Source organism: Streptomyces camponoticapitis (genome assembly GCF_014646115.1).
Classification (GTDB): domain Bacteria; phylum Actinomycetota; class Actinomycetes; order Streptomycetales; family Streptomycetaceae; genus Streptomyces; species Streptomyces camponoticapitis.
Genome location: NZ_BMMV01000016.1, coordinates 107,126 through 127,715, shown reverse-complemented (window position 1 = coordinate 127,715; position 20,590 = coordinate 107,126). Strand labels below are relative to the sequence as shown.

General features: G+C 71.3%; 17 protein-coding genes, 1 pseudogene and 1 riboswitch. Of the genes and pseudogenes, 16 read left to right on the top strand and 2 right to left on the bottom strand.

Going from position 1 to position 20,590, the window contains the following annotated elements:
- The first annotated feature begins 252 nt into the window (after positions 1-252).
- The 5 genes from mfd to IEY79_RS23465 all read left to right on the top strand — a co-directional run bounded on the left by mfd (position 253) and on the right by IEY79_RS23465 (position 7,769).
- Positions 253-3,804: a transcription-repair coupling factor gene (gene mfd, locus IEY79_RS23485; protein ID WP_189109545.1), complete on the top strand. Its 3,552-nt coding sequence runs from the start codon at positions 253-255 to the stop codon at positions 3,802-3,804.
- Entirely contained in the window at positions 3,801-4,613 is an 813-nt protein-coding gene (locus tag IEY79_RS23480; RefSeq protein WP_373292603.1) for an HNH endonuclease family protein, read from the top strand. Before mfd ends, IEY79_RS23480 begins: the two co-directional genes overlap by 4 nt.
- 71 nt (positions 4,614-4,684) lie before the next feature.
- The gene (locus IEY79_RS23475) at positions 4,685-5,431 is read left to right on the top strand and encodes an N-acetyltransferase (RefSeq protein ID WP_189109544.1); all 747 of its coding nucleotides are present in this window, start codon (positions 4,685-4,687) and stop codon (positions 5,429-5,431) included.
- Positions 5,432-5,613: 182 nt separating this feature from the next.
- The gene (locus IEY79_RS23470) at positions 5,614-6,204 is read left to right on the top strand and encodes a hypothetical protein (RefSeq protein WP_229701065.1); all 591 of its coding nucleotides are present in this window, start codon (positions 5,614-5,616) and stop codon (positions 6,202-6,204) included.
- Positions 6,201-7,769: a serine/threonine-protein kinase gene (locus IEY79_RS23465; RefSeq protein WP_308426685.1), complete on the top strand. Its 1,569-nt coding sequence runs from the start codon at positions 6,201-6,203 to the stop codon at positions 7,767-7,769. Before IEY79_RS23470 ends, IEY79_RS23465 begins: the two co-directional genes overlap by 4 nt.
- Here the strand turns inward: IEY79_RS23465 and IEY79_RS23460 are convergent.
- A complete protein-coding gene (locus IEY79_RS23460; protein WP_189109542.1) occupies positions 7,713-9,539 on the bottom strand; it encodes a YfhO family protein in 1,827 nt (608 codons plus the stop codon). The genes IEY79_RS23465 and IEY79_RS23460 overlap by 57 nt on opposite strands.
- A gap of 167 nt (positions 9,540-9,706) precedes the next feature.
- Here IEY79_RS23460 and IEY79_RS23455 point away from each other — a divergent pair, with 167 nt between their 5' ends.
- From IEY79_RS23455 to IEY79_RS23435, 5 genes and pseudogenes are all read left to right on the top strand, one after another.
- Positions 9,707-10,936: an RNA-guided endonuclease InsQ/TnpB family protein gene (locus IEY79_RS23455; RefSeq protein ID WP_189109541.1), complete on the top strand. Its 1,230-nt coding sequence runs from the start codon at positions 9,707-9,709 to the stop codon at positions 10,934-10,936.
- 56 nt (positions 10,937-10,992) lie between these two features.
- Positions 10,993-11,199: pseudogene (locus tag IEY79_RS23450) on the top strand (glycosyltransferase); the annotation flags it as partial.
- Positions 11,196-11,645, top strand: coding sequence for a GtrA family protein (locus IEY79_RS23445; RefSeq protein ID WP_189109540.1), 450 nt, complete (start codon positions 11,196-11,198; stop codon positions 11,643-11,645). The pseudogene IEY79_RS23450 and the gene IEY79_RS23445, both read left to right, overlap by 4 nt.
- An 86-nt stretch (positions 11,646-11,731) precedes the next feature.
- Positions 11,732-12,391: a SurA N-terminal domain-containing protein gene (locus tag IEY79_RS23440; protein ID WP_189109539.1), complete on the top strand. Its 660-nt coding sequence runs from the start codon at positions 11,732-11,734 to the stop codon at positions 12,389-12,391.
- A gap of 34 nt (positions 12,392-12,425) precedes the next feature.
- A complete protein-coding gene (locus IEY79_RS23435) occupies positions 12,426-13,409 on the top strand; it encodes a nucleoside triphosphate pyrophosphohydrolase (RefSeq protein ID WP_189109538.1) in 984 nt (327 codons plus the stop codon).
- Here the strand turns inward: IEY79_RS23435 and IEY79_RS23430 are convergent.
- The gene (locus tag IEY79_RS23430; RefSeq protein WP_189109537.1) at positions 13,406-13,963 is read right to left on the bottom strand and encodes a hypothetical protein; all 558 of its coding nucleotides are present in this window, start codon (positions 13,961-13,963) and stop codon (positions 13,406-13,408) included. The two genes, IEY79_RS23435 and IEY79_RS23430, sit on opposite strands and share 4 nt — an antisense overlap.
- A gap of 111 nt (positions 13,964-14,074) precedes the next feature.
- Here IEY79_RS23430 and IEY79_RS23425 point away from each other — a divergent pair, with 111 nt between their 5' ends.
- The 6 genes from IEY79_RS23425 (at position 14,075) to IEY79_RS23400 (ending at position 20,590) form a co-directional block, all read left to right on the top strand.
- Positions 14,075-14,764: a TetR/AcrR family transcriptional regulator gene (locus tag IEY79_RS23425; protein ID WP_189109536.1), complete on the top strand. Its 690-nt coding sequence runs from the start codon at positions 14,075-14,077 to the stop codon at positions 14,762-14,764.
- 126 nt (positions 14,765-14,890) lie between these two features.
- The gene (locus IEY79_RS23420; RefSeq protein ID WP_189109535.1) at positions 14,891-16,144 is read left to right on the top strand and encodes a cytochrome P450 family protein; all 1,254 of its coding nucleotides are present in this window, start codon (positions 14,891-14,893) and stop codon (positions 16,142-16,144) included.
- Positions 16,145-16,284: 140 nt separating this feature from the next.
- Positions 16,285-17,238, top strand: coding sequence for a LysM peptidoglycan-binding domain-containing protein (locus IEY79_RS23415; RefSeq protein WP_189109534.1), 954 nt, complete (start codon positions 16,285-16,287; stop codon positions 17,236-17,238).
- A 258-nt stretch (positions 17,239-17,496) separates the two neighbouring features.
- Positions 17,497-17,673: riboswitch (cyclic di-AMP (ydaO/yuaA leader) on the top strand.
- A gap of 3 nt (positions 17,674-17,676) precedes the next feature.
- Positions 17,677-18,360, top strand: a complete 684-nt coding sequence (locus IEY79_RS23410; RefSeq protein ID WP_189109533.1) for a LysM peptidoglycan-binding domain-containing protein — start codon at positions 17,677-17,679, stop codon at positions 18,358-18,360.
- Positions 18,361-18,674: 314 nt separating this feature from the next.
- A complete protein-coding gene (gene eno, locus IEY79_RS23405) occupies positions 18,675-19,961 on the top strand; it encodes a phosphopyruvate hydratase (protein WP_189109532.1) in 1,287 nt (428 codons plus the stop codon).
- 155 nt (positions 19,962-20,116) lie between these two features.
- Complete coding sequence (locus IEY79_RS23400) at positions 20,117-20,590, top strand: FtsB family cell division protein (protein WP_189109531.1); 474 nt, start codon at positions 20,117-20,119, stop codon at positions 20,588-20,590.

Sequence of the window (20,590 nt, the reverse complement as noted above, 5' to 3'; positions counted from 1 at the left end):
CGCCTACCGGGGCGCGGTCGGCGAAGTCCGCGACCACCCGGTCGCGCAGAGTGACGTCAAGGCCGTCCCGGTGGCCGTCGGGGCCGCCCGGGCGGCCCCCGTCCCCTCCCGCGCGGCGGCTGTCCGTCCGGGGTCGTACGCTGGGAGCCCCCGGCCCGTGAGACGTGTCGGGCCCTTCGCGTTGAGGTGACACGCCTCGCGTCGGTTCATCAGCCCCCCGCCACACCCCTGGATCCGGACGGAAACCCCTTCATGAGCCTGCACGGTCTGCTCGACGCCGTTGTACGAGACCCGGCGCTCGCCGAAGCGGTCGGCGCCGCCGCCGACGGGCACCGCTCGCACGTCGATCTGGTCGGTCCGCCCGCGGCCCGCCCCTTCGCGGTCGCCGCGCTCGCGCGCGACGCGCGCCGTACCGTGCTCGCCGTCACCGCGACCGGCCGGGAGGCCGAGGACCTCGCGGCCGCGCTGCGGTCCCTGCTGCCCGCCGACTCCGTCGCGGAGTTCCCCTCCTGGGAGACGCTGCCGCACGAGCGCCTGTCGCCCCGCAGCGACACCGTCGGCCGCCGGCTCGCCGTGCTGCGCCGGCTCGCGCACCCCCGCACCGACGATCCGGGCGCCGGACCGGTCAGCGTTGTCGTCGCGCCCATCCGCTCCGTGCTCCAGCCGCAGGTCAAGGGACTCGGCGACCTGGAGCCGGTCTCGCTGACCAGCGGTGGCACCGCCGATCTGAACGAGGTGACCGAGGCGCTGTCCGCCGCCGCGTACGCCCGGGTCGAACTGGTCGAGAAGCGCGGTGAGTTCGCCGTCCGGGGCGGCATCCTGGATGTCTTCCCGCCCACCGAGGAGCACCCCCTGCGGGTGGAGTTCTGGGGCGACGACATCGAGGAGATCCGCTACTTCAAGGTCGCCGACCAGCGGTCACTCGAAGTCGCCGAACACGGACTGTGGGCGCCGCCCTGCCGTGAGCTGCTGCTCACCCCCGAGGTGCGGGAGCGGGCCGCCGCGCTCGCCGAGGTGCACCCCGAGCTGAGCGAGATGCTCGGCAAGATCTCCGAGGGCATCGCGGTGGAGGGCATGGAGGCCCTGGCACCGGTCCTCGTCGACGACATGGAGCTGCTGCTCGACGTCCTGCCCGAAGGCTCGATGGCGCTGGTCTGCGACCCCGAGCGGGTCCGCACCCGGGCCGCCGACCTCGTCGCCACCAGCCAGGAATTCCTCCAGGCGTCCTGGGCCGCGGGAGCCGGCGGCGGCGAGGCGCCCATCGACGTCGGCGCGGCCTCGCTCTGGGGCATCGCGGACGTCCGGGACCGGGCCCGCGAGCTGGGGATGATGTGGTGGTCGGTGGCGCCGTTCGCCGCCGACGAGGAGCTGTCGGAGGACACCCTCAAGCTGGGCATGCGCGCGCCCGAGACCTACCGCGGCGACACCGCCCGCGCCCTCGCCGACACCAAGGGCTGGCTCGCCGACGGCTGGCGCACCGTCTATGTAACGGAGGGCCACGGCACCGCCTCCCGTACGGTCGAGGTGCTCGGCGGCGAGGGCATCCCCGCCCGGCTCGACACCCCCGAGGCACGCGGCGGCCAGGGCCTCGCCGAGATCTCCCCGGCCCTCGTGCACGTGGCGTGCGGCTCGATCGACTACGGCTTCGTGGACGCGGCGCTGGGGCTCGCCGTCCTCACCGAGACCGACCTGTCCGGCCAGAAGGCGGCGGGCAAGGACGGCGTGAGGATGCCGACCAAGCGCCGCAAGACGATCGACCCGCTCACCCTGGAGGCGGGCGACTACATCGTCCACGAGCAGCACGGCGTCGGCCGGTACGTCGAGATGGTCCAGCGCACCGTGCAGGGCGCGACCCGCGAGTACCTGCTCGTCGAGTACGCCCCCGCCAAGCGCGGCCAGCCCGGCGACCGCCTCTACATCCCCACCGACCAGCTCGAACAGGTCACCAAGTACGTCGGCGGCGAGGCCCCCACCCTGCACCGCCTCGGCGGCGCCGACTGGACGAAGACCAAGCAGCGCGCCAAGAAGGCCGTCAAGGAGATCGCCGCCGACCTGATCAAGCTCTACTCGGCCCGGATGGCGGCGCCCGGCCACGCCTTCGGCGCGGACACGCCCTGGCAGCGGGAGCTGGAGGACGCGTTCCCGTACGTGGAGACGCCCGACCAGCTCTCCACCATCGCCGAGGTCAAGGAGGACATGGAGAAGACGGTCCCGATGGACCGGCTGGTCTGCGGCGACGTCGGCTACGGCAAGACGGAGATCGCCGTACGCGCCGCCTTCAAGGCCGTCCAGGACGGCAAGCAGGTCGCCGTCCTCGTCCCCACGACACTGCTGGTGCAGCAGCACTTCGGCACCTTCTCCGAGCGGTACGCGCAGTTCCCCGTCGTCGTGAAGGCGCTGTCCCGCTTCCAGAGCGACACCGAGGCGAAGGCGACCCTCGAAGGGCTGCGGGAGGGGTCGGTCGACATCGTCATCGGCACGCACCGCCTCTTCTCCTCCGAGACGAAGTTCAAGGATCTCGGCCTGGTCATCGTGGACGAGGAGCAGCGCTTCGGCGTCGAGCACAAGGAGCAGCTGAAGAAGCTCCGCGCCAACGTCGACGTGCTGACCATGTCCGCGACGCCGATCCCGCGCACGCTGGAGATGGCGGTGACCGGCATCCGCGAGATGTCGACCATCACCACCCCGCCCGAGGAGCGGCACCCGGTGCTGACCTTCGTCGGCCCGTACGAGGAGAAGCAGATCGGCGCGGCCATCCGGCGTGAACTGCTGCGCGAGGGCCAGGTCTTCTACATCCACAACCGCGTCGAGTCGATCGACCGCGCCACGGCCCGGCTGCGCCAGATCGTCCCCGAGGCACGTATCGCGACCGCGCACGGCCAGATGTCCGAACAGGCCCTGGAACAGGTCGTGGTGGACTTCTGGGAGAAGAAGTTCGACGTCCTCGTCTCCACCACGATCGTGGAGTCCGGCATCGACATCGCCAACGCCAACACCCTCGTGGTGGAACGCGGCGACAACTTCGGCCTCTCGCAGCTCCACCAGCTGCGCGGCCGGGTGGGCCGCGGCCGCGAGCGCGGCTACGCGTACTTCCTCTACCCGCCGGAGAAGCCGCTGACCGAGACCGCGCACGAACGCCTCGCGACGATCGCCCAGCACACCGAGATGGGCGCGGGCATGTACGTCGCGATGAAGGACCTGGAGATCCGCGGCGCGGGCAATCTGCTCGGCGGCGAGCAGTCCGGGCACATCGCGGGCGTCGGCTTCGACCTGTACGTACGCATGGTGGGCGAGGCGGTCGCCGACTACCGCGCGGCGGTCGACGGCACGGTGCAGGAGGAGCCGCCGCTGGAGGTCAAGATCGAGCTGCCGGTCGACGCGCACGTCCCGCACGACTACGCGCCCGGCGAGCGGCTGCGCCTCCAGGCGTACCGCGCGATCGCCTCCGCCAACTCGGAGGCCGACATCGCCGCCGTACGGGAGGAACTGACCGACCGTTACGGCAAGCTCCCCGAACCGGTCGAGAACCTGCTGCTGGTGGCGGGGCTGCGGATGCTGGCGCGCGCCTGCGGGGTCGGCGAGATCGTTCTCCAGGGGCCCAACATCCGCTTCGCGCCGGTGGAGTTGAGGGAGTCGCAGGAGCTGCGGCTCAAGCGCCTCCATCCCCGTACGGTGATCAAGCCGACGGCCCATCAGATCCTGGTGCCGCGGCCGACGGCGGGCAGGATCGGGGGCAAGCCGGTGGTCGGACGCGAACTGCTGTCGTGGACGGGGGAGTTCCTGGCGACCATCCTGGGGTCGTGACCCTCGCCAGACGTACACCCCCGCGCTCCGCCCGTCGTCCCCGTCCCCTGGGCCCGCTGCTCGCTGTCGTCCTCGCCGGCTCGCTGCTGGCGGGGTGCGACGCCATCGATTCCGCCGGTTCCGCCGGTTCCGGTTCCGCCGGTTCCGGCGAGGTCGACGGCAGCGCCCCGGACGGGCGGTCGACCAGCCCGCTCAAGAACGCCGACGGCACCGCGCCCGGTCTCGCGCCCCTCACGAAGGACGCGGACCTGGCGGCGGCCCGCGAGCTGATCGGAACGCTGGAGGTGAAGGGGCGCGGGCCGAAGACCGGCTACGACCGGGACGAGTTCGGCTACGCGTGGATGGACTCCGCCGAGGGCGTCCCGTTCGCCCGCAACGGCTGCGACACCCGTAACGACCTGCTGAAACGCGACGGCGAGCAGGTCGAGTTCCGGTCCGGCTCCGACTGCGTGATCGTCTCGATGACGCTGCACGACCCGTACACCGGCAAGGACATCGCCTGGAAGAAGCAGCAGGCGACGGCCGTCCAGATAGACCATCTGGTGCCCCTCTCCTACAGCTGGCAGCTGGGCGCGGCCCGCTGGAACGAGAGCAAGCGCGAGCGGCTGGCGAACGATCCGCTGAACCTGCTGCCGGTGGACGGCCCCACGAACAGCGGCAAGGGCGACTCCGGCCCGGCCTCCTGGCTGCCGCCCAGCAGAGGTGTCCGCTGCGCGTACGTGGTGCGGTTCGCGCAGGTGGCGCTCAAGTACGAGATGCCGGTGACCGCCCCGGACAAACGCGTGATGGAGGCCCAGTGCGCGGGCTGAGCGCACCCCCTTCCCGCGGGGGCGCACAAAACCTGTGGGGCCGGGGGGCCTTACGCCGTTAACCTGCGCGCATGAAGCTGACCGTCACCACTCTCGCCGAACGTCCCGAGCTCGTAGGACCGATGTGGCGGATGCTCGACACCTGGCCCGAGTTCATGCTTCACGACCCCGTGGGCTGGGCGAACATCGGGCGGATCGTCGGCGAGCTGCCCGAGTACGTGCTCGTCGGCACGGACGAGGAGGGGACCGTCGTGGCCCGCGCCTTCAGCGTCCCCTTCGAACTGCACACCGAGGGGCGCGAGAGCCTGCCGCCCACCGGGTGGGACCAGGCGCTCCTGTGGGCGTTCTCCGATCTGCGGCGCGGCAGGAAGCCCGACACCGTCAGCGCCATCGAGATCACCATCGCCACCGACCGGCAGGGGCAGGGCCTGTCCGGCCAGATGCTGACGGCCATGCGCGAGAACGCCGCGAGCCGGGGCTTCTCCGAACTGATCGCCCCTGTACGGCCCAGCGCCAAGCACCTGGAGCCGCACGCCGACATGGGCGAGTACGCCCGCCGTGTACGGGACGAGGACGGACTGCCGTACGACCCCTGGCTCCGTGTCCATGTCCGCGCGGGCGGCGTCATCGAGTCGGTGGCGCCCGCCTCCATGACCATCGGCGGATCGGTCGGCCAGTGGCGCGAATGGACGGGACTCCCGTTCGACAACGACGGACCGGTCGACGTACCCGGAGCGCTCGTGCCCGTGCACTGCGAGGCCACCCGCGGATACGGTGTGTACGTCGAACCCAACGTGTGGGTGCGCCACCGGATCTGAGCGATGGGGCCAGGTGCGGGGGCAGGGGGATTCACGCGACGGGCTTCGGCGGGCCGTGCCGCTGTATACCCTCGATACGCTTTCGCCGACGTCCCCACCGGCCTGTCAGGAGCAGCATGCACGGCCCCGGAATAGCGCAGCCTCCGCCGAGTGCCACACCGACGCCCGGGATGCTCGCCCTCATGCGAGTGATCTTCGTGGCGCTGCCGTTCATGACCTGCGGCTTCCTCGCCTGGGCGACGACGCTGCGGGTGGCGATCGTGACCCGCTCGGTCCTGAACTGGTGGCTGTTCGTGGGGAACGTGGCCCTCAACATCCTGTGGATCGTCTATCTCGCCCAGGACAACACCGACGACTTCAGCAGCCGCGAGGGCAACATCGGCATGATCGGCATGATCTCGACCGGTGCCGCCGCCATCGCCTACTACCTGTTCGCGGACTTCAGGCACTACCGGGGCCGTCCGGCGCCGTATGCGGGCTACTACCCGCCGCACATGGCGCCGCCGTACCAGCCGCCGCCCGCCAACTCCGGTTACGGATACGGGGGTCAGACCCGGCCGATGGGCGGACCGCAGCAGCACGGCGGACCGCAACAGCCGCCCCAGCTCCAGCAGCACCAGCAGCCGCCGTACGCGCGGCCCGGCCCCGCGACCCCCGTCCCCGCACAGCCCAACCCCTCCACCCCGCCGCCCCGGATCGACCAGGTGCGCGCCGAGCTGGACGAGCTGAGCGATCTCCTGCGCCGTGACAGCGGCGAGGGCGACAGACGGTGAACGCCCGCGTCGTCGCGGACCGTTACGAGATGGCCTCGCTCATCGGCCAGGGCGGCATGGGCCAGGTCTGGACGGCGTACGACCAGCGCCTCGGCCGCCGCGTCGCCGTCAAACTGCTGCGCCCCGACAGGATGGCCGCCGAAACCGCCGCCGAGGACATGCGCCGCCGGTTCGTCCGCGAATGCCGGGTCACCGCCCAGGTGGACCACCCCGGTCTGGTCACCGTCCACGACGCGGGAAGCGACGGCGACGAGCTCTATCTGGTCATGCAGTACGTCGAAGGCACCGACCTCGCCGCGCACCTCACCGAGCACGCGCCCTACCCGTGGCAGTGGGCCGCCTCGGTCGCCGCCCAGCTGTGCGCGGCTCTCGCCGCCGTGCACGCGGTGCCCATCGTGCACCGCGACCTCAAACCGCGGAATGTCATGGTCAAGCCCGACGGCACGGTCCTCGTGCTCGACCTCGGCGTGGCCTCCGTCATCGACACCGACACCACCCGCCTCACCCACACCGGATCGGTCATCGGCAGCCCCGCCTACATGGCCCCCGAACAGGTGATGGGCGGCGCCGTCGGCCCGTACACCGACCTCTACGCCCTCGGCGTGGTCCTGCACGAACTCCTCAGCGGCAGCGTGCCGTTCCCCGGCACGACCGCACTCGGTGTGCTGCACCGGCATCTGTACGAGCCGCCCGTACCCGTCCGCCGGATCCGCCCGGACATCCCCGAGGCGCTGGAGGCGCTCGTCCTGCGGCTGCTCGCCAAGGACCCGCAGCACCGCCCCGCCGGAGCGCAGGAGGTGTACGAGGCGCTCGCCCCGCTGCTCCCGACGCGCGGGGTGATCGGCGCTCCCGGCTCCACGGGCGCCGGCGGATCGCTCGGCCCGGCCCGCCCCTTCCTGCGCCCGCTCGCGCCCTGGCCCGACCGCGCGACCGCGCCGCCGCCCGCGCCCGTACCGCCGAGGCCGGAGCACGTGCCCGCCCGGCGCCCGGACATCGCCGCCGCAGTCGACGAGGCCAAGCGTCTCCTCGGCGAGGGCAGCATCACCCAGGCCGTGGACATCCTCGGCGGAATCCTGCCCGCCGCCGCGGCCGAGCACGGCGAACGCTCACCGGTCGTACGCATCCTGCGCAAGCAGTACGCGACGACGCTGATGGACGACGGCCAGTACCGCCGCGCCCTGCCCGAGCTGCGCCGCCTCGCCGACGACCGCGCGGCCGAGGCGGGTCCCGGCGACCCGCAGACGCTCCAGTACGGCTACGACGCCGCGCAGTGCCTCGAACAGCTCGGCGAGGCGCACGCGGCGCTCAACAAGTACCGCTCCCTGCTGTCCTTCTACGAAAGCGCCGCACAGCCGGGCGCCGACCAGTCACGTGTCTTCGACATCAGGCACCGCATCGGGAATCTGCTGCTGGCGGTCGGCGACCACTCGGGGGCGCACCAGCAGTTGCGGCATCTGCTCTACGACGCGGAGCGGGCGTACGGCCCCTACCACCCGCTCCCCGTCGAGCTACGGCGCGGGCTCGACCGCAGGCAGCAGTTCCGGGGCACCACCCGGGGCAGGTAGCTCCGCCCGGCTCCGCCGTTCGCGGCGCCGCCTCCGTACGGAGAGCACGGCGATGCCCAGCAGCACGAGCAGCGACGCGCCTCCCAGGGCGGCGCCCGAGCGCAGCCCCGGCGGCCGGAACGAGCAGTCGACCGAGGTGGTCGTGCCGTCCGGGGCCAGCGGGACGGCCACCAGGCCCAGGGACGACCCGGCGGGCTTCCCGGCGCAGCTCCAGCCGGCGATCCGGGGCGCGGCGACGACGGCCGTTCCCTTGCTGCCGGGCGGCAGTTGGGCCTTTACGCCGTGGTCGGTGACCCGCACGGAGACGGCGCCGGTCTTCTTCATCCGGTCCACGGCGGCGTCCAGGCGGGCACGGTCCAGACAGGCCACCGTCCGGCTGCCCGGTACCCCGCGGTCGAACGTGACGCGCTCACCGGCGCGTTCGGCGATCCCGAGCGAGGTCACGGCCGCGCGCCAGCGGGGCTTGTCGCCGCGCAGGTCGACGGGCGGGGAGTCGCCGAGCCGGGCGGTGCCGAAGTAGTCGGGCGCCCAGAGGAAGACCTCACGGCCGGCCGGGCAGGACCCGGCGACGGGCTCGGAGTAGACGCGCGAGCCGAGCAGCGTCTCCTGGTTGCGGAAGGGCGAAGGCCCGTACCGCGCGGGCGTGTTCTCCGGCGGCCGTACGGTCACCAGCGGCGGCACCTCGGCCCGGCTCAGCTTCGGCGGGGCGCCCTTCTCCGTACGGAAGCGCGCGCCGACCGCGAACACGGCGTCCACGACCGGGTTGTCCAGGCTCTGCACCGCCCGCCCGTTCGACGTCCAGCCGGCGCCGAGCGCGCCGAGCGTACGTGTGAGCACGTCGGGCGTGTGACTGCTGTAGTAGGAGGAGCCCTGCCCGCCGAGCAGCATCGGATCGTTCGCGGTGATCTGCGTACGCCCGGGGTCGGTGCGGTAGCGCGGCCACCCGTTCACGCCGGCGATCGCCTCGGCGCGCTCCTCGTGCGCCGCGTCCCACGCCGGGTAGTGGTCGAGCCGGTCGAGCCGGGCCCGGTCGGCGTACGCGGTGGTCGCCGCCGCCTGCCCCACGAGCCCGCCTACCAGCAGGAGCGCGGCGGGCGCGGCGTACCGGCGCCGGCCCGGCCGTACCACCAGCAGCCCGGCGACGGCCGCGGCGAGCCCGCACGCGAAGAGCGCGAGGGCGCGCCGGCCGGTCAGCGCGTCGGTGGCGGCGAACGCCCCGACCGCGACCAGCACGCCGGTGCCGGCGAGCACCGGGCGGCGGCCCGGCCAGCCGTACGCCAGGCACTGCCAGGCAGCGATCACCAGCAGCCCGGACAGCACGAACGTCTGCCGGTAGGGGCTGCCGTTGGGCGTCGCGAAGGCGTGCCACAGCAGATGCGTCGGACCCCACTGCAAGGACAGCGCGACCCCGCCCGCGAGCCCGGCCCAGGCCAGCCGCTCGCGCCGGGGCACGGCCCGGTTGAACGGCAGTACGGCGGCGAGCAGCAGGGCGCCGCCGCCCAGGAAGACCGCGGGCGTGAAGAAGTCGTACGTCGCGGGGAGCGTCCGGGCGAACACCTCGCTCCAGCCCGCCGGTTCGAACTCCGTCGTCCAGCCCGGATACGCGTGCCCGGTCCCCATCACCACCGGCAGCAGCACGGGCGCGGCGAGCCCGATCCCGAGCAGCACGGTGACCGTGCCGCGCAGCACGACGCCCAGCCGGTCGCGCACCGGCCCGTCGGCGAGCAGGAGTTGGACGCAGAGCACGAGCGCCGCGCCGAGCGTCGCCATGTACGCGGTGTAGAAGTTGGCGATCCACGCGAGGGCGACGACGAGCGGTGCGGGGTGTAGGGGTTGAGAAGTCGTCGGCTCGTATGTGTGTTTGGGTGTGCAGTCGATCGTGTGGCTTGTTGGGGGACTTGGGAGCGAAATGACTAGGTGCTGCTAAATGTTGGTTCATGACGACATCGCAGGTAGCCGAAGGCGCCGGGAATGCACGGTGGACTTTCCGTCTGCGCGTGTCGTCCGGCGCCCGTGGTGGCTTGTTGGCGGAGTGGCGCCGGTGCCGTTGGATCTGGAACGAGTGCTGCGCGAAGTCGAAGCAGACGCACCTGTGGAACAAGACCCGGCCCGAGGGCGCGGAAAAGCGCACATGTGGTCCCGCCCAGCTCGACAAGATGCTGACCGGGGCCCGCAGGGCGAATGCCTGGCTGCGTGAGGGAAGTTCGGTTCCCCAACAGCAGTTGATCCGCGACTTTGGCAAGTCCCGTGCCAGTGCGCAGAAGGACATCAAGGAGCGGCTGCCGGTGCGGCACCGGGCCGGGATGCCGAGGTTCAAGAAGAAGCGTGAGGCGCTGCCGAGTCTGAATTACACCAGGCGCGGTTTCCGGTTGAAGGACGGGAGGCTGCACCTGGCGGGCGGCATCACACTGAGTGTGGTGTGGTCGCGGGACCTGCTTGCCGACCCGACATCGGTGCGGGTCTACCAGGACAGCCTCGGGCACTGGTACGCGAGTTTCGTCGTGCCCGCCACCGTTGAGCACCTGCCCGAGACCGGCCGCGTGATCGGTATCGACTGGGGCGTGAAGGAGACCGCGACCACCACTAGCGACGCCCATGACCTCCCGCACGCGGAGCACGGCAGGAAGGCCGCCGCCAGGCTGTCCGGATACCAGCGGATGATGGCCCGCCGGAAACCGGCGCGCGGGCAGGCCGGATCGAAGGGATACCGCCGGGCGAAGAGGCTGACGGCGACGCTGCACAAGAAGGTCGCCCGGCAGCGGCAGGACACGGGCCGTAAGTGGGCCAAGTCCGTGGTCCGTGACCATGATGCCATCGCGGTGGAGGACTTCCGCCCGAAGTTCCTCGCCAGGTCGACCATGGCGCGCAAGGCGGCCGACGCGGCGATTTCCGCTACCAAGGCGGCCCTGGTGGAGATGGGCCGCAAGCACGGGCGGGCGGTGCATCTGGTCCATCCCGCGTACACCACGATGGATTGCGCACGGTGCGGAGCGAGAACCAAGCACGCACTGCCACTCTCGGAACGAACCTATGCCTGCATCGCGTGCGGAGCTGTGTCCCCCAGGGACAAGAACTCCGCCCGCGTGATGCTGGTCCGGGCTGGTCTCAACCCGGCTGGTGCCGATCGCGGAAGACCCGGCGGGGCGCGGCCCCACCTGGCAGCGTGAACCAGAAATCCCCGATCAGCCCTGGAAGGCGAGGAAACCCCTTACCTTCAGGGAGGGGAGGATTCAAACTTCTGGTGGCCATCACGGCCCTGTCGGGCGTACAGATGGTGATGGTGGGCGTCGTCGGCGAGTACGTCGGCCGCATCTATTACGAGGTGAAGAGGCGCCCCCACTATCTGGTGGCGGCGACCGACGTGGACCGGCCGCGCGGGGCAGCGGCACACGCGACGACGGACCAGGAGCAGGAGCTCGTAGGCACATGAGGGTCCGGGGCCAGCTGATCAGATTCGCCCTCGTCGGGGTCGTCAACACCGGTTCGTACTGCGCCTGTTATCTGGTGCTGCTGATCTGGCTCCCGTATGTCGCGGCACATGTCGTCGCCTTCGTGCTCAGCATGATCGGCTCGTTCTTCCTCAACTCCTACTTCACCTACCGGACCCGGCCGACCTGGCGGAAGTTCTTGCTCTTCCCGCTCACCAACGCGGCGAACTTCACCATCACCACGTGCGGTGTCTATCTGCTGGTCGACGTGCTGGAATTCAGCAGCACCTACGCGCCCCTGATCGCCGCGGCGGCGGCGATCCCGATCACTTTCGTGGTCTCCCGCACGATCATGCTGCGACCCGACGAACCGGACCCGCCGGCGCCGGAGAAGGCGACGGCCGGGCGGCGGTCGGGCGGCGGACCGGACAGGGCGAAGTTTTCGTAACAAGGACAGGGTGACTGGATCGGATCCGCCGCCACTGCCTAACATCGATCAACGCACGGTCGTTGTCACGATCCAGGAGGCACCCTTTGCACCGCCGCCGTCGCACAGCGCTCACTCTCTCAGCCGCGCTCATCGCAGCGGCCCCGCTCCTCACCGCCTGCGGCAACGACGCCCACCCCGGCGCCGCGGCCGTCGTCGGCGGTGAACGCATCGAGGTGTCCACGCTGCAGGCCCAGGTCCGGGACGTACGCGACGCGCAGCAGGCGTCCCCCCAAGCGGCCGAGCTCATCAAGAACACCGGCCAGCTCGGGCAGGTCAAGCTCAACAGCATGATCTTCGACCGGATTCTCCAGAAGGCCGCGGACGACGCCGGTGTGAAGGCGTCCCGCAAGGACATCCAGTCCACCCGCCAGGCCGCGGCCCAGCAGTCCGGCGGCGAGGAGCAGCTGGAGGCGATGCTGCTACAGCAGGGCGCGCTCACCGCGGACCAGATCGACACCGCGATCCGGCGCGAGGTGCTGATGTCGAAGCTGGCGCAGTCGCTGGGCGCCAACACCACCACGCCCGAGGGCCAGCAGCAGGTCCTCGCCGTACTGGTGAAGACGTCCGAGGAGCTGGGCATCGACGTGAACCCGCGCTACGGCGCGTGGGACGTGAAGCAGGTCAGGCTCGGCGAGGCGAGGACGCCGTGGCTCACCCAGGTCACCAAGGAGGCTCCGCCGGAGCAGGCCCCGACGGGCGCGTGAGGCGAGGCCGGGGACCGGAGGTAGGTTTCCTCGGGTGACCGAAGAACCCGCCGTCGCCCCCGGCCGTATCGTCCTCCTCACCGTCAGCCACCGGGTCGCGCCCGGTGTGCTGTCCTGGCCCGCCTGGCAGACGCTGCACGAGGCCGACCAGGTGCTGTGCGCGGACCCGGCGCACCCCCAGCTGCCGTATCTGCGCGAGGCCGGCGTCGCGGTCGCGCTCGCCGCGCCCACCGCCCAGGAACTGGTCGAGGCCTGCGCTGGCGGCCGTACGGTCGTCGTCCTGCCCTCCGGCGAGGGCGACCAGGCCCTCACCGACGGCCTCTCCCGCCTCGCGGGCTCGGGCCGCGTCCAGATGCCCGACCTGGAACTGCTCCCCGGCTCCTACGACCTGCCGGGCGCCCGCCTCCTCGATCTCGTCCAGGTCATGGACCGCATCCGCGCCGAATGCCCCTGGTCCTCCACCCGGACGCACGAGGGCCTCGCCAAGTACGCCATCGAGGAGTCGTACGAACTGGTCGAGGCGATCGAGAGCGGCGACCGCGACGAACTGCGCGAGGAACTGGGCGATGTCCTGCTCCAGGTGGTCTTCCACGCCCGTATCGCGGAGGAGGAGGACGAGCCGTTCTCGATCGACGACGTGGCGGCCACCATCGTCGACAAGCTGATCCACCGTCACCCCCATGTCTTCGGCGACGAGAAGGCCGAGACCCCGGAGGACGTGAAGGCCCACTGGCTCCGCACGAAGGCGGCGGAGAAGGAGCGCGACTCGATCACCACCGGCGTCCCGCTGGGCCAGCCGGCCCTCGCCCTGGCGGCCAAACTCACCTCCCGCGTCGCCGCCTCCCCCCTGGACGTCCCGCTCCCGAAGGGCGAGGGCATCGGCTACGACCTCCTGACCCTGGCCGCCCGCGCGGACCAGGCGGGCGTCGACCCGGAGGCGTCCCTGCGCGCCGCGGCCCGGGTCTACCGGGACGCGATCCTGGCGGCGGAGGCGAAGGGGCGGGGTTCCGAGGGCTAGCCCCTGCGGTCCGAGCGGGACAGGCGGAACGCCGAGACGAGGAAGAAGATCCCGCCGAGCGTGGCGTAGCCGGCGAGGGAGGTCAGCGCCGGGTCGTCCTGTGACGCGCTCAGGATGAAGCTCGCACCGGCCGGCACCGAGATGCCGCCGCTGAGGATCATGGCCCACTGGCCGCCCATCGGCCGGCGCGCGACACCCACGAAGAGCTGGACCAGACCGGAGACGATCGCCCACGCGCCCCAGACGCGCAGTACGTCGGCGACGCCCGAGGCGCCGGCGACCGCGATGCCGGCGGCGGCGAGCGAGCTGATGGCGATGTTGGCGTACAGGCCCTTGACCGGCCGGTCGGTGCGCGCCGACCTGGCATCGACGACGGCCGCGACCACGTCGAAGGCCGGGTAGAGGAACAGCAGCAGCCTCGCCCCGACGGTGAGGTCCGGGCCGGACACCAGCAGGAGCCCCGCCCACGCGGCGGCGAAGACGAAGCGGGCGACGTACAGCCGACGCAGGACGGGTGTGGCGTCGAGCTGCGTGGCGGAGGCGGTGGATGCCATGGGTTCTCCCTGAGGGTGAGGTAGAGAGAACGTTCTCTCTGTTGCTGGGGAGTCTGGCACACGCCTTCCCCGAAAGACAAGAGAGAGCGTTCTACCCCTACACTGGGGGGCATGGCACAGACGGAAGTCGGCACAGGAACCGGCAGGCGAGTCTCCGAGGCCCGCGAGCGGCTTCTGAGGACCGCCGGGCAGCTCTTCTACACGGAGGGCATCCACACGGTGGGCGTCGACCGTCTGGTCGCCGAGGCGAAGGTCACCAACGCCACCTTCTACCGCCACTTCCGCGGCAAGGACGACCTGGCCGTCGCCTACATCGAAAGCGTCGACCAGGCGATCCGCACCCAGATCGGCACCCTGACGGCGGCGGACGTGCCGACCGACAGCATCCTGCGGGGCATCGGAGCGTCCCTGGTCGAGCAGATCCGCTCGCCCGGTTACCGCGGCTGCGCCTTCCTCAACGCGGCGGCGGAGTTCCCCGACCCCGACCACCCGGTCCACGGCGCCGTCGTGCGACACCGCGAGTGGTTCCTCCGGACGATCACCGGACTGTTCGCCGAGATCACGGCCGCGGAGGCCGAGCACGCCGGACGGCACTTCGTCATGCTCCGCGACGGCGCGATGAGCGCGGGCTACCTCGGCGACCCCGTCCTGGCCGGCGAGACCCTGCTGCGCGGCATCGACGGACTGCTGCGTATCCACGCCGCCCGCGGGGTCGACGAACGCGCCCCCTCCGCGCCCGCCCGGACGACCCCGACGCCCACGCCGCTCGCCGACATCGAGTGCTCACCGCCCGGCACGTGACCACGCCCGAGGTCACCGCCTGGCGCGGCCCCCGGTTCCCGGACCGTGAGTGCCTGTGGGCCGAGATCTGCCCGGCCGGGCCGGACGGCCCGCGGGGCCGCTGAACCTGCCGGTTACTGTCGGGGCATGCACGACCTGCCCTCCGACACCCCCGCTCCCTCCCTCTTCACCTGGGAGTTCGCCACCGACCCCTACCCCGCCTACGCCTGGCTGCGTGAGCACGCGCCCGTGCACCGGACCCGGCTGCCGAGCGGGGTCGACGCGTGGCTGGTGACGCGGTACGCGGACGCCAGGCGTGCGCTCGCCGACCCGCGGCTGTCGAAGAACCCCGTGCACCACGCCGAACAGCCGCATGCCAAGGGGAAGACGGGGATCCCGGGGGAGCGCCGGGCGGAGTTGATGACGCATCTGCTGAACATCGATCCGCCCGACCACACCCGCCTGCGACGGCTCGTGTCGCAGGCGTTCACGCCCCGGCGGGTGGCCGAATTCGCACCCCGGGTGCAGGAGTTGACGGACGGGCTGATCGACGCATTCGCCGCGAAGGGGGAGGCCGACCTCATCCACGACTTCGCCTTCCCGCTTCCCATCTACGCGATCTGTGATCTGCTCGGCGTTCCCCGCGAGGACCAGGACGACTTCCGCGACTGGGCCGGGATGATGATCCGGCACGGCGGCGGGCCGCGGGGCGGGGTCGCGCGGTCGGTCAAGAGGATGCGGGGATATCTCGCCGAACTCATCCACCGCAAGAGGGACGACCCCGGTGACGATCTGATCTCCGGTCTGATCCGGGCGAGCGACGACGGCGAGCACCTCACCGAGAACGAGGCCGCCGCGATGGCGTTCATCCTTCTCTTCGCGGGGTTCGAGACGACCGTGAATCTCGTGGGGAACGGCGTGTACGCCCTGCTTCGTCATCCCGAGCAGCGCCGCCGCCTTCAGCGCTCCCTCGCCGCCGGCGAGACGGAGCTGCTCGCGACCGGGATCGAGGAACTGCTGCGCTACGACGGGCCGGTGGAGCTCGCCACCTGGCGCTACGCCACCGAGCCCGTCGAACTCGGCGGGCAGCGCGTCGCGGTGGGCGACCCCGTCCTCGTCGTACTCGCCGCCGCCGATCGCGACCCGGAACGGTTCGCCGACCCGGACCGGCTCGACCTGTCGCGGAGTGACAACAAACACCTCGGATACGGCCACGGCATCCACTACTGCCTCGGCGCGCCGCTCGCCCGGCTGGAGGGACAGACCGCGCTCGCCACCCTTCTGACGCGCCTGCCCGACTTGCGACTTGCGGTCGATCCATCCGATTTGCGGTGGCGTGGCGGGCTCATCATGCGTGGACTGCGCACGCTCCCGGTGCAGTTCACAGCGGTGCGTGACTGACTGATCGTCAGCACTGTGACTTTCACGTGATCTCCGCTGCATCGACTTGTGACAGGCGTTCGTGTGCGGCTACGTTCACGACGGTCCCAGCGGTCACGTGTTGGGATTCACGTTCCAGCAGTCTCACGGAAGGCAACCGCATGCGCTCCGGGAACGGCCGGCACCGTCGGCCCCGTCAGGCCCCCGCCCTTGTCGTCGCGGCAGGGGTGACAGGCTCGGCGATCGCCATCCCGCTGCTCGGCGCGACCGGCGCCAGTGCGGCCGACGCCTCCACCTGGGACCGCGTCGCCGAATGCGAGAGCGGCGGCATGTGGAGCGCCGACCTCGGCAACGGCTACTACGGCGGCCTCCAGATCTCCCAGGAGACCTGGGTGGACTTCGGCGGTACGGCGTACGCCCCCACCGCCGACCAGGCCAGCCGCAGCCAGCAGATAGCCGTCGCCGAGAAGATCCTCGCGGCGCAGGGCCCGAGCGCGTGGCCGACCTGCGCGCTGGTCACCGGGCTCACGGCGGACGCGGACGCGAAGGCCGACGCGGGCGCCGATTCGGCGGACGGCGAGGGCCGGGACGCCGGCGCGGACACGGCTCCGGACAGCGAGCCCGCCGACGAGTCCGCCGAGCCCGAGCCCGAGACGAGCGAAGAGGCCGTGCTGCCGCCCGCTCCCGAGTCGACGCCCTCTTCCGGGCAGTTCGGCCGCGACTCCGCGTCCGACGCCGGGGAGTCGAACACGGAGCCGAGCACGGAGGCGAGCGCGCAGCCCAGCACCGCCGCCACCGGCAAGGGCAAGCACCGCGGCGAGGCGGCCCCCGAGCCGAGCGAGCCGGCCGCGGCCGACGCCGAACCGGGCAAGGCCGACGACGAGCGCGAGAGCGGCCGTCACGCCTCACGCGGTGACAGCTCGGCGCGTGGTGACGCCGCCGCCGACGGCTCGTACACCGTCCGCGCCGGCGACAACCTGTGGGCCATCGCCGACGAGCTGAAGGTGGACGGCGGCTGGCCCGCGCTCTACCAGGCGAACCGCGAGGTCGTGGGCTCCGACGCGGACCTCATCGTGCCGGGCCAGACGCTCGATCTGACCGCGAAACAGGGGTAGTTAAGCGGGCTATGTCCGCATCTGCGTAAGTGAGACAAGCGTCTCTTCGCCCCAACTGATGCGATCTGCCCGGCAACTCACCCCCTTTCCGTTCCGACCTGCGTAAACAGAGGTTTCCTCGGGGCGGGATGGGCGAATCATCCCGGATGTTCCTTCTTTGAACATCCGGGATGTCTGTGTTTACGGTCTGAACCGCTCGCACCGCGGGCACCGTCGACCGTCACGCCGAATCCTGCCGTCGGTCGGGGGGAGTACTCGTCGCATCACGCGCCGAAGGCAGGAGCGGGGGACCCACAGGTAAGCGCCGGTCAGCACGGCCGGCTCGGGGTGGAGCCGTGCGCAGGGGGACGTGAAGACGTTCCCGGGTCGCACGGCCGGGCAACTCACTTGGCCCGAACCCGACAGCTCACCTCGCAGGCGTCGGTGAGGAGATCTCGCATGCTTTTTTCCAGCACGTCCGGCAAGGGCAAGCACCGTCGTCCGTCCAAGGCCGTCCGTTACGCCACGCTCGCCGGCATCACCGGTGCCGCTGTCGCGGCCCCGCTGATCGGCGCCACCTCCGCCTCCGCCGCCACCACCTCCGAGTGGGACGCCGTCGCCCAGTGCGAGTCCGGCGGCGACTGGTCGATCAACACCGGCAACGGCTACTACGGCGGACTCCAGTTCTCCGCCTCCACCTGGTCCGCGTACGGCGGCAGCGCCTTCGCGTCCAGCGCCGACCAGGCCTCGAAGTCCCAGCAGATCCAGATCGCCGAGAAGGTCCTGGCGGGCCAGGGCAAGGGTGCCTGGCCGAGCTGCGGCGTGGGCCTGTCCAACGCCTCGAACGACGCCGGCTCCGCCGGCTCCGCCCCGCAGGCCGCCCCCGAGCAGGCCCCGCAGGCCGCTCCGAAGGAGCGGTCCGCCCCGCGCGCCGCGCAGGAGCAGCCCGCCTCGCGCGGTGAGACGCGCGGTCCGGTCAAGAAGGGCGACGGCGAGTACAAGGTCAAGCCCGGCGACACCCTCTCCAAGATCGCCGAGACCAAGAAGGTCGAAGGTGGCTGGAAGAAGCTCTTCAAGCTGAACAAGGACATCGTCGAGAACGCCGACGAGATCTTCCCGGGTCAGCAGCTCCACCTGAGCTGACCCTTTCCCCCCTGAACCCCGGCACGGCGCGCCTCACTCCCCCCGGACGCGCCGGGCCGGGGTTCGGACGGTCCTCAGGCCGTGCGGCGGACCTGAGGCCATGGGCCGGACCACGCGGACCACGGACCACGTGGGCCGCGCCCGGCCCCCTCCCGCCCCCCACCCGACCCCTGGACATTCCAGGCCGAACGGGCATCGCGGACTCTTTTCGTCCCAGCGGGCGGGCATCTGCCGACCGCCGACCGGGAGCCGGTTAGGCTCATGCCGCAAGGCCGATGTGGCCCTGCACTCCAAGCGTCACATCCCAGAAGGAGATGCTCGTGCCGTCCATCGACGTCGTCGTAGCCCGGGAAATCCTTGACTCCCGAGGCAACCCAACGGTCGAGGTCGAGGTCGGCCTCGACGACGGCAGCACCGGCCGTGCTGCCGTCCCCTCCGGTGCGTCCACCGGTGCGTTCGAGGCCCTTGAGCTCCGCGACGGTGACCAGAACCGCTACCAGGGCAAGGGTGTCGAGAAGGCCGTCCTCGCCGTCATCGAGCAGATCGGCCCGGAGCTCGTCGGCTACGACGCCACCGAGCAGCGCCTGATCGACCAGGCGATGTTCGACCTGGACGCCACCCCCGACAAGTCCTCGCTCGGCGCCAACGCCATCCTCGGCGTCTCCCTGGCCGTGGCGCACGCCGCCTCCGAGGCCTCGGACCTGCCGCTGTTCCGCTACCTCGGCGGCCCGAACGCGCACCTCCTGCCCGTCCCGATGATGAACATCCTCAACGGCGGGTCGCACGCCGACTCGAACGTGGACATCCAGGAGTTCATGATCGCGCCGATCGGCGCCGAGTCGTTCTCCGAGGCCCTGCGCTGGGGCGCCGAGGTCTACCACACGCTGAAGAAGGTCCTGAAGGAGAAGGGGCTCTCCACCGGCCTCGGCGACGAGGGCGGCTTCGCGCCGAACCTGGAGTCCAACCGCGCCGCGCTCGACCTGATCCTCGTGGCCATCAAGGAAGCCGGCTACGCCCCGGGCAAGGACATCGCGCTCGCGCTCGACGTGGCGGCCTCCGAGTTCTACAAGGACGGCTCCTACGAGTTCGAGGGCAAGTCCCGCTCGGCCGCCGAGATGACCGAGTACTACGAGGAGCTCGTCGCCTCGTACCCGCTGGTCTCCATCGAGGACCCGCTCTTCGAGGACGACTGGGCCGGCTGGAAGGTCCTCAACGACAAGCTGGGCTCCAAGGTCCAGATCGTCGGCGACGACCTCTTCGTCACCAACCCCGAGCGCCTGGCCCGTGGCATCGAGGAGGGCTCGGCCAACGCCCTGCTCGTCAAGGTCAACCAGATCGGTTCGCTGACCGAGACCCTGGACGCCGTCGAGCTGGCGCAGCGCAGCGGCTTCAAGTGCATGATGTCCCACCGCTCCGGCGAGACCGAGGACGTCACGATCGCCGACCTCGCCGTCGCCACCAACTGCGGCCAGATCAAGACCGGCGCCCCGGCCCGCTCCGAGCGTGTCGCCAAGTACAACCAGCTGCTGCGTATCGAGGAGATCCTCGACGACGCGGCGGTGTACGCGGGCCGCAGCGCGTTCCCCCGCTTCAAGGACTGACCCGGGCAACCGGCCACCGGCCCAGCCGGCACCGCCAGTCGTGCGTACGTCCCCAGCCGCGGTCCCGTACCGTGTCCGGGGACGTACGCGCGTACAGAGGCAGTACGGCAGTGCAGAGGAACGGGGTACGCCGGGCCTCTGAGGGAGGCGGGACCATGGCCGCGAACCGGGACCGGTTCTCCACCGCGACCAAGATCAGGATTCTGGGCGAGCAGACCGCCGCCCGCGTCTACCGCTCGCAGACCCGCAGACAGGCCCGCCGCTCCCGGCTCACCGGACGCGCCGCCTTCCTGGTGCTCGTGGTCTGCTCGCTGATCGTGGCGCTCGCCTATCCGATGCGGCAGTACGTGTCGCAGCGGAGCGACATCGCGGAGCAGGAGCAGCTGACGCGCGAGGCCGCGAAGCGGGTCGAGGAGCTGCGGGACGAGAAGGCCCGACTCCAGGACGACGCGTACATCCAGCGGCTGGCGCGCGAGCATCTGCACTACGTGATGCCGGGGGAGACCGGCTACGTCATGGCCGACCCGCGGGCGGCCGAGGAGCACCGCACCGACCAGGGCGCGGCCGACCGGCCCTGGTACTCCAATCTTCTGGACGGCGTCGACAGCGCCGACCGGACGGACAGATAG

Excerpts from the sequence above, each read along its gene's own strand:
- IEY79_RS23420 (WP_189109535.1), top strand. The coding sequence starts at position 14,891 with ATGCACGACCTGCCCTCCGACACCCCCGCTCCCTCCCTCTTCACCTGG.
- IEY79_RS23425 (WP_189109536.1), top strand. The coding sequence starts at position 14,075 with ATGGCACAGACGGAAGTCGGCACAGGAACCGGCAGGCGAGTCTCCGAG.
- IEY79_RS23410 (WP_189109533.1), top strand. The coding sequence starts at position 17,677 with ATGCTTTTTTCCAGCACGTCCGGCAAGGGCAAGCACCGTCGTCCGTCC.
- IEY79_RS23470 (WP_229701065.1), top strand. The coding sequence starts at position 5,614 with ATGCGAGTGATCTTCGTGGCGCTGCCGTTCATGACCTGCGGCTTCCTC.
- IEY79_RS23415 (WP_189109534.1), top strand. The coding sequence starts at position 16,285 with ATGCGCTCCGGGAACGGCCGGCACCGTCGGCCCCGTCAGGCCCCCGCC.
- IEY79_RS23400 (WP_189109531.1), top strand. The coding sequence starts at position 20,117 with ATGGCCGCGAACCGGGACCGGTTCTCCACCGCGACCAAGATCAGGATT.
- mfd (WP_189109545.1), top strand. The coding sequence starts at position 253 with ATGAGCCTGCACGGTCTGCTCGACGCCGTTGTACGAGACCCGGCGCTC.
- IEY79_RS23430 (WP_189109537.1), bottom strand. The coding sequence starts at position 13,963 with ATGGCATCCACCGCCTCCGCCACGCAGCTCGACGCCACACCCGTCCTG.
- IEY79_RS23460 (WP_189109542.1), bottom strand. The coding sequence starts at position 9,539 with ATGGCGACGCTCGGCGCGGCGCTCGTGCTCTGCGTCCAACTCCTGCTC.
- eno (WP_189109532.1), top strand. The coding sequence starts at position 18,675 with ATGCTCGTGCCGTCCATCGACGTCGTCGTAGCCCGGGAAATCCTTGAC.
- IEY79_RS23455 (WP_189109541.1), top strand. The coding sequence starts at position 9,707 with ATGACGACATCGCAGGTAGCCGAAGGCGCCGGGAATGCACGGTGGACT.
- IEY79_RS23445 (WP_189109540.1), top strand. The coding sequence starts at position 11,196 with ATGAGGGTCCGGGGCCAGCTGATCAGATTCGCCCTCGTCGGGGTCGTC.
- IEY79_RS23475 (WP_189109544.1), top strand. The coding sequence starts at position 4,685 with ATGAAGCTGACCGTCACCACTCTCGCCGAACGTCCCGAGCTCGTAGGA.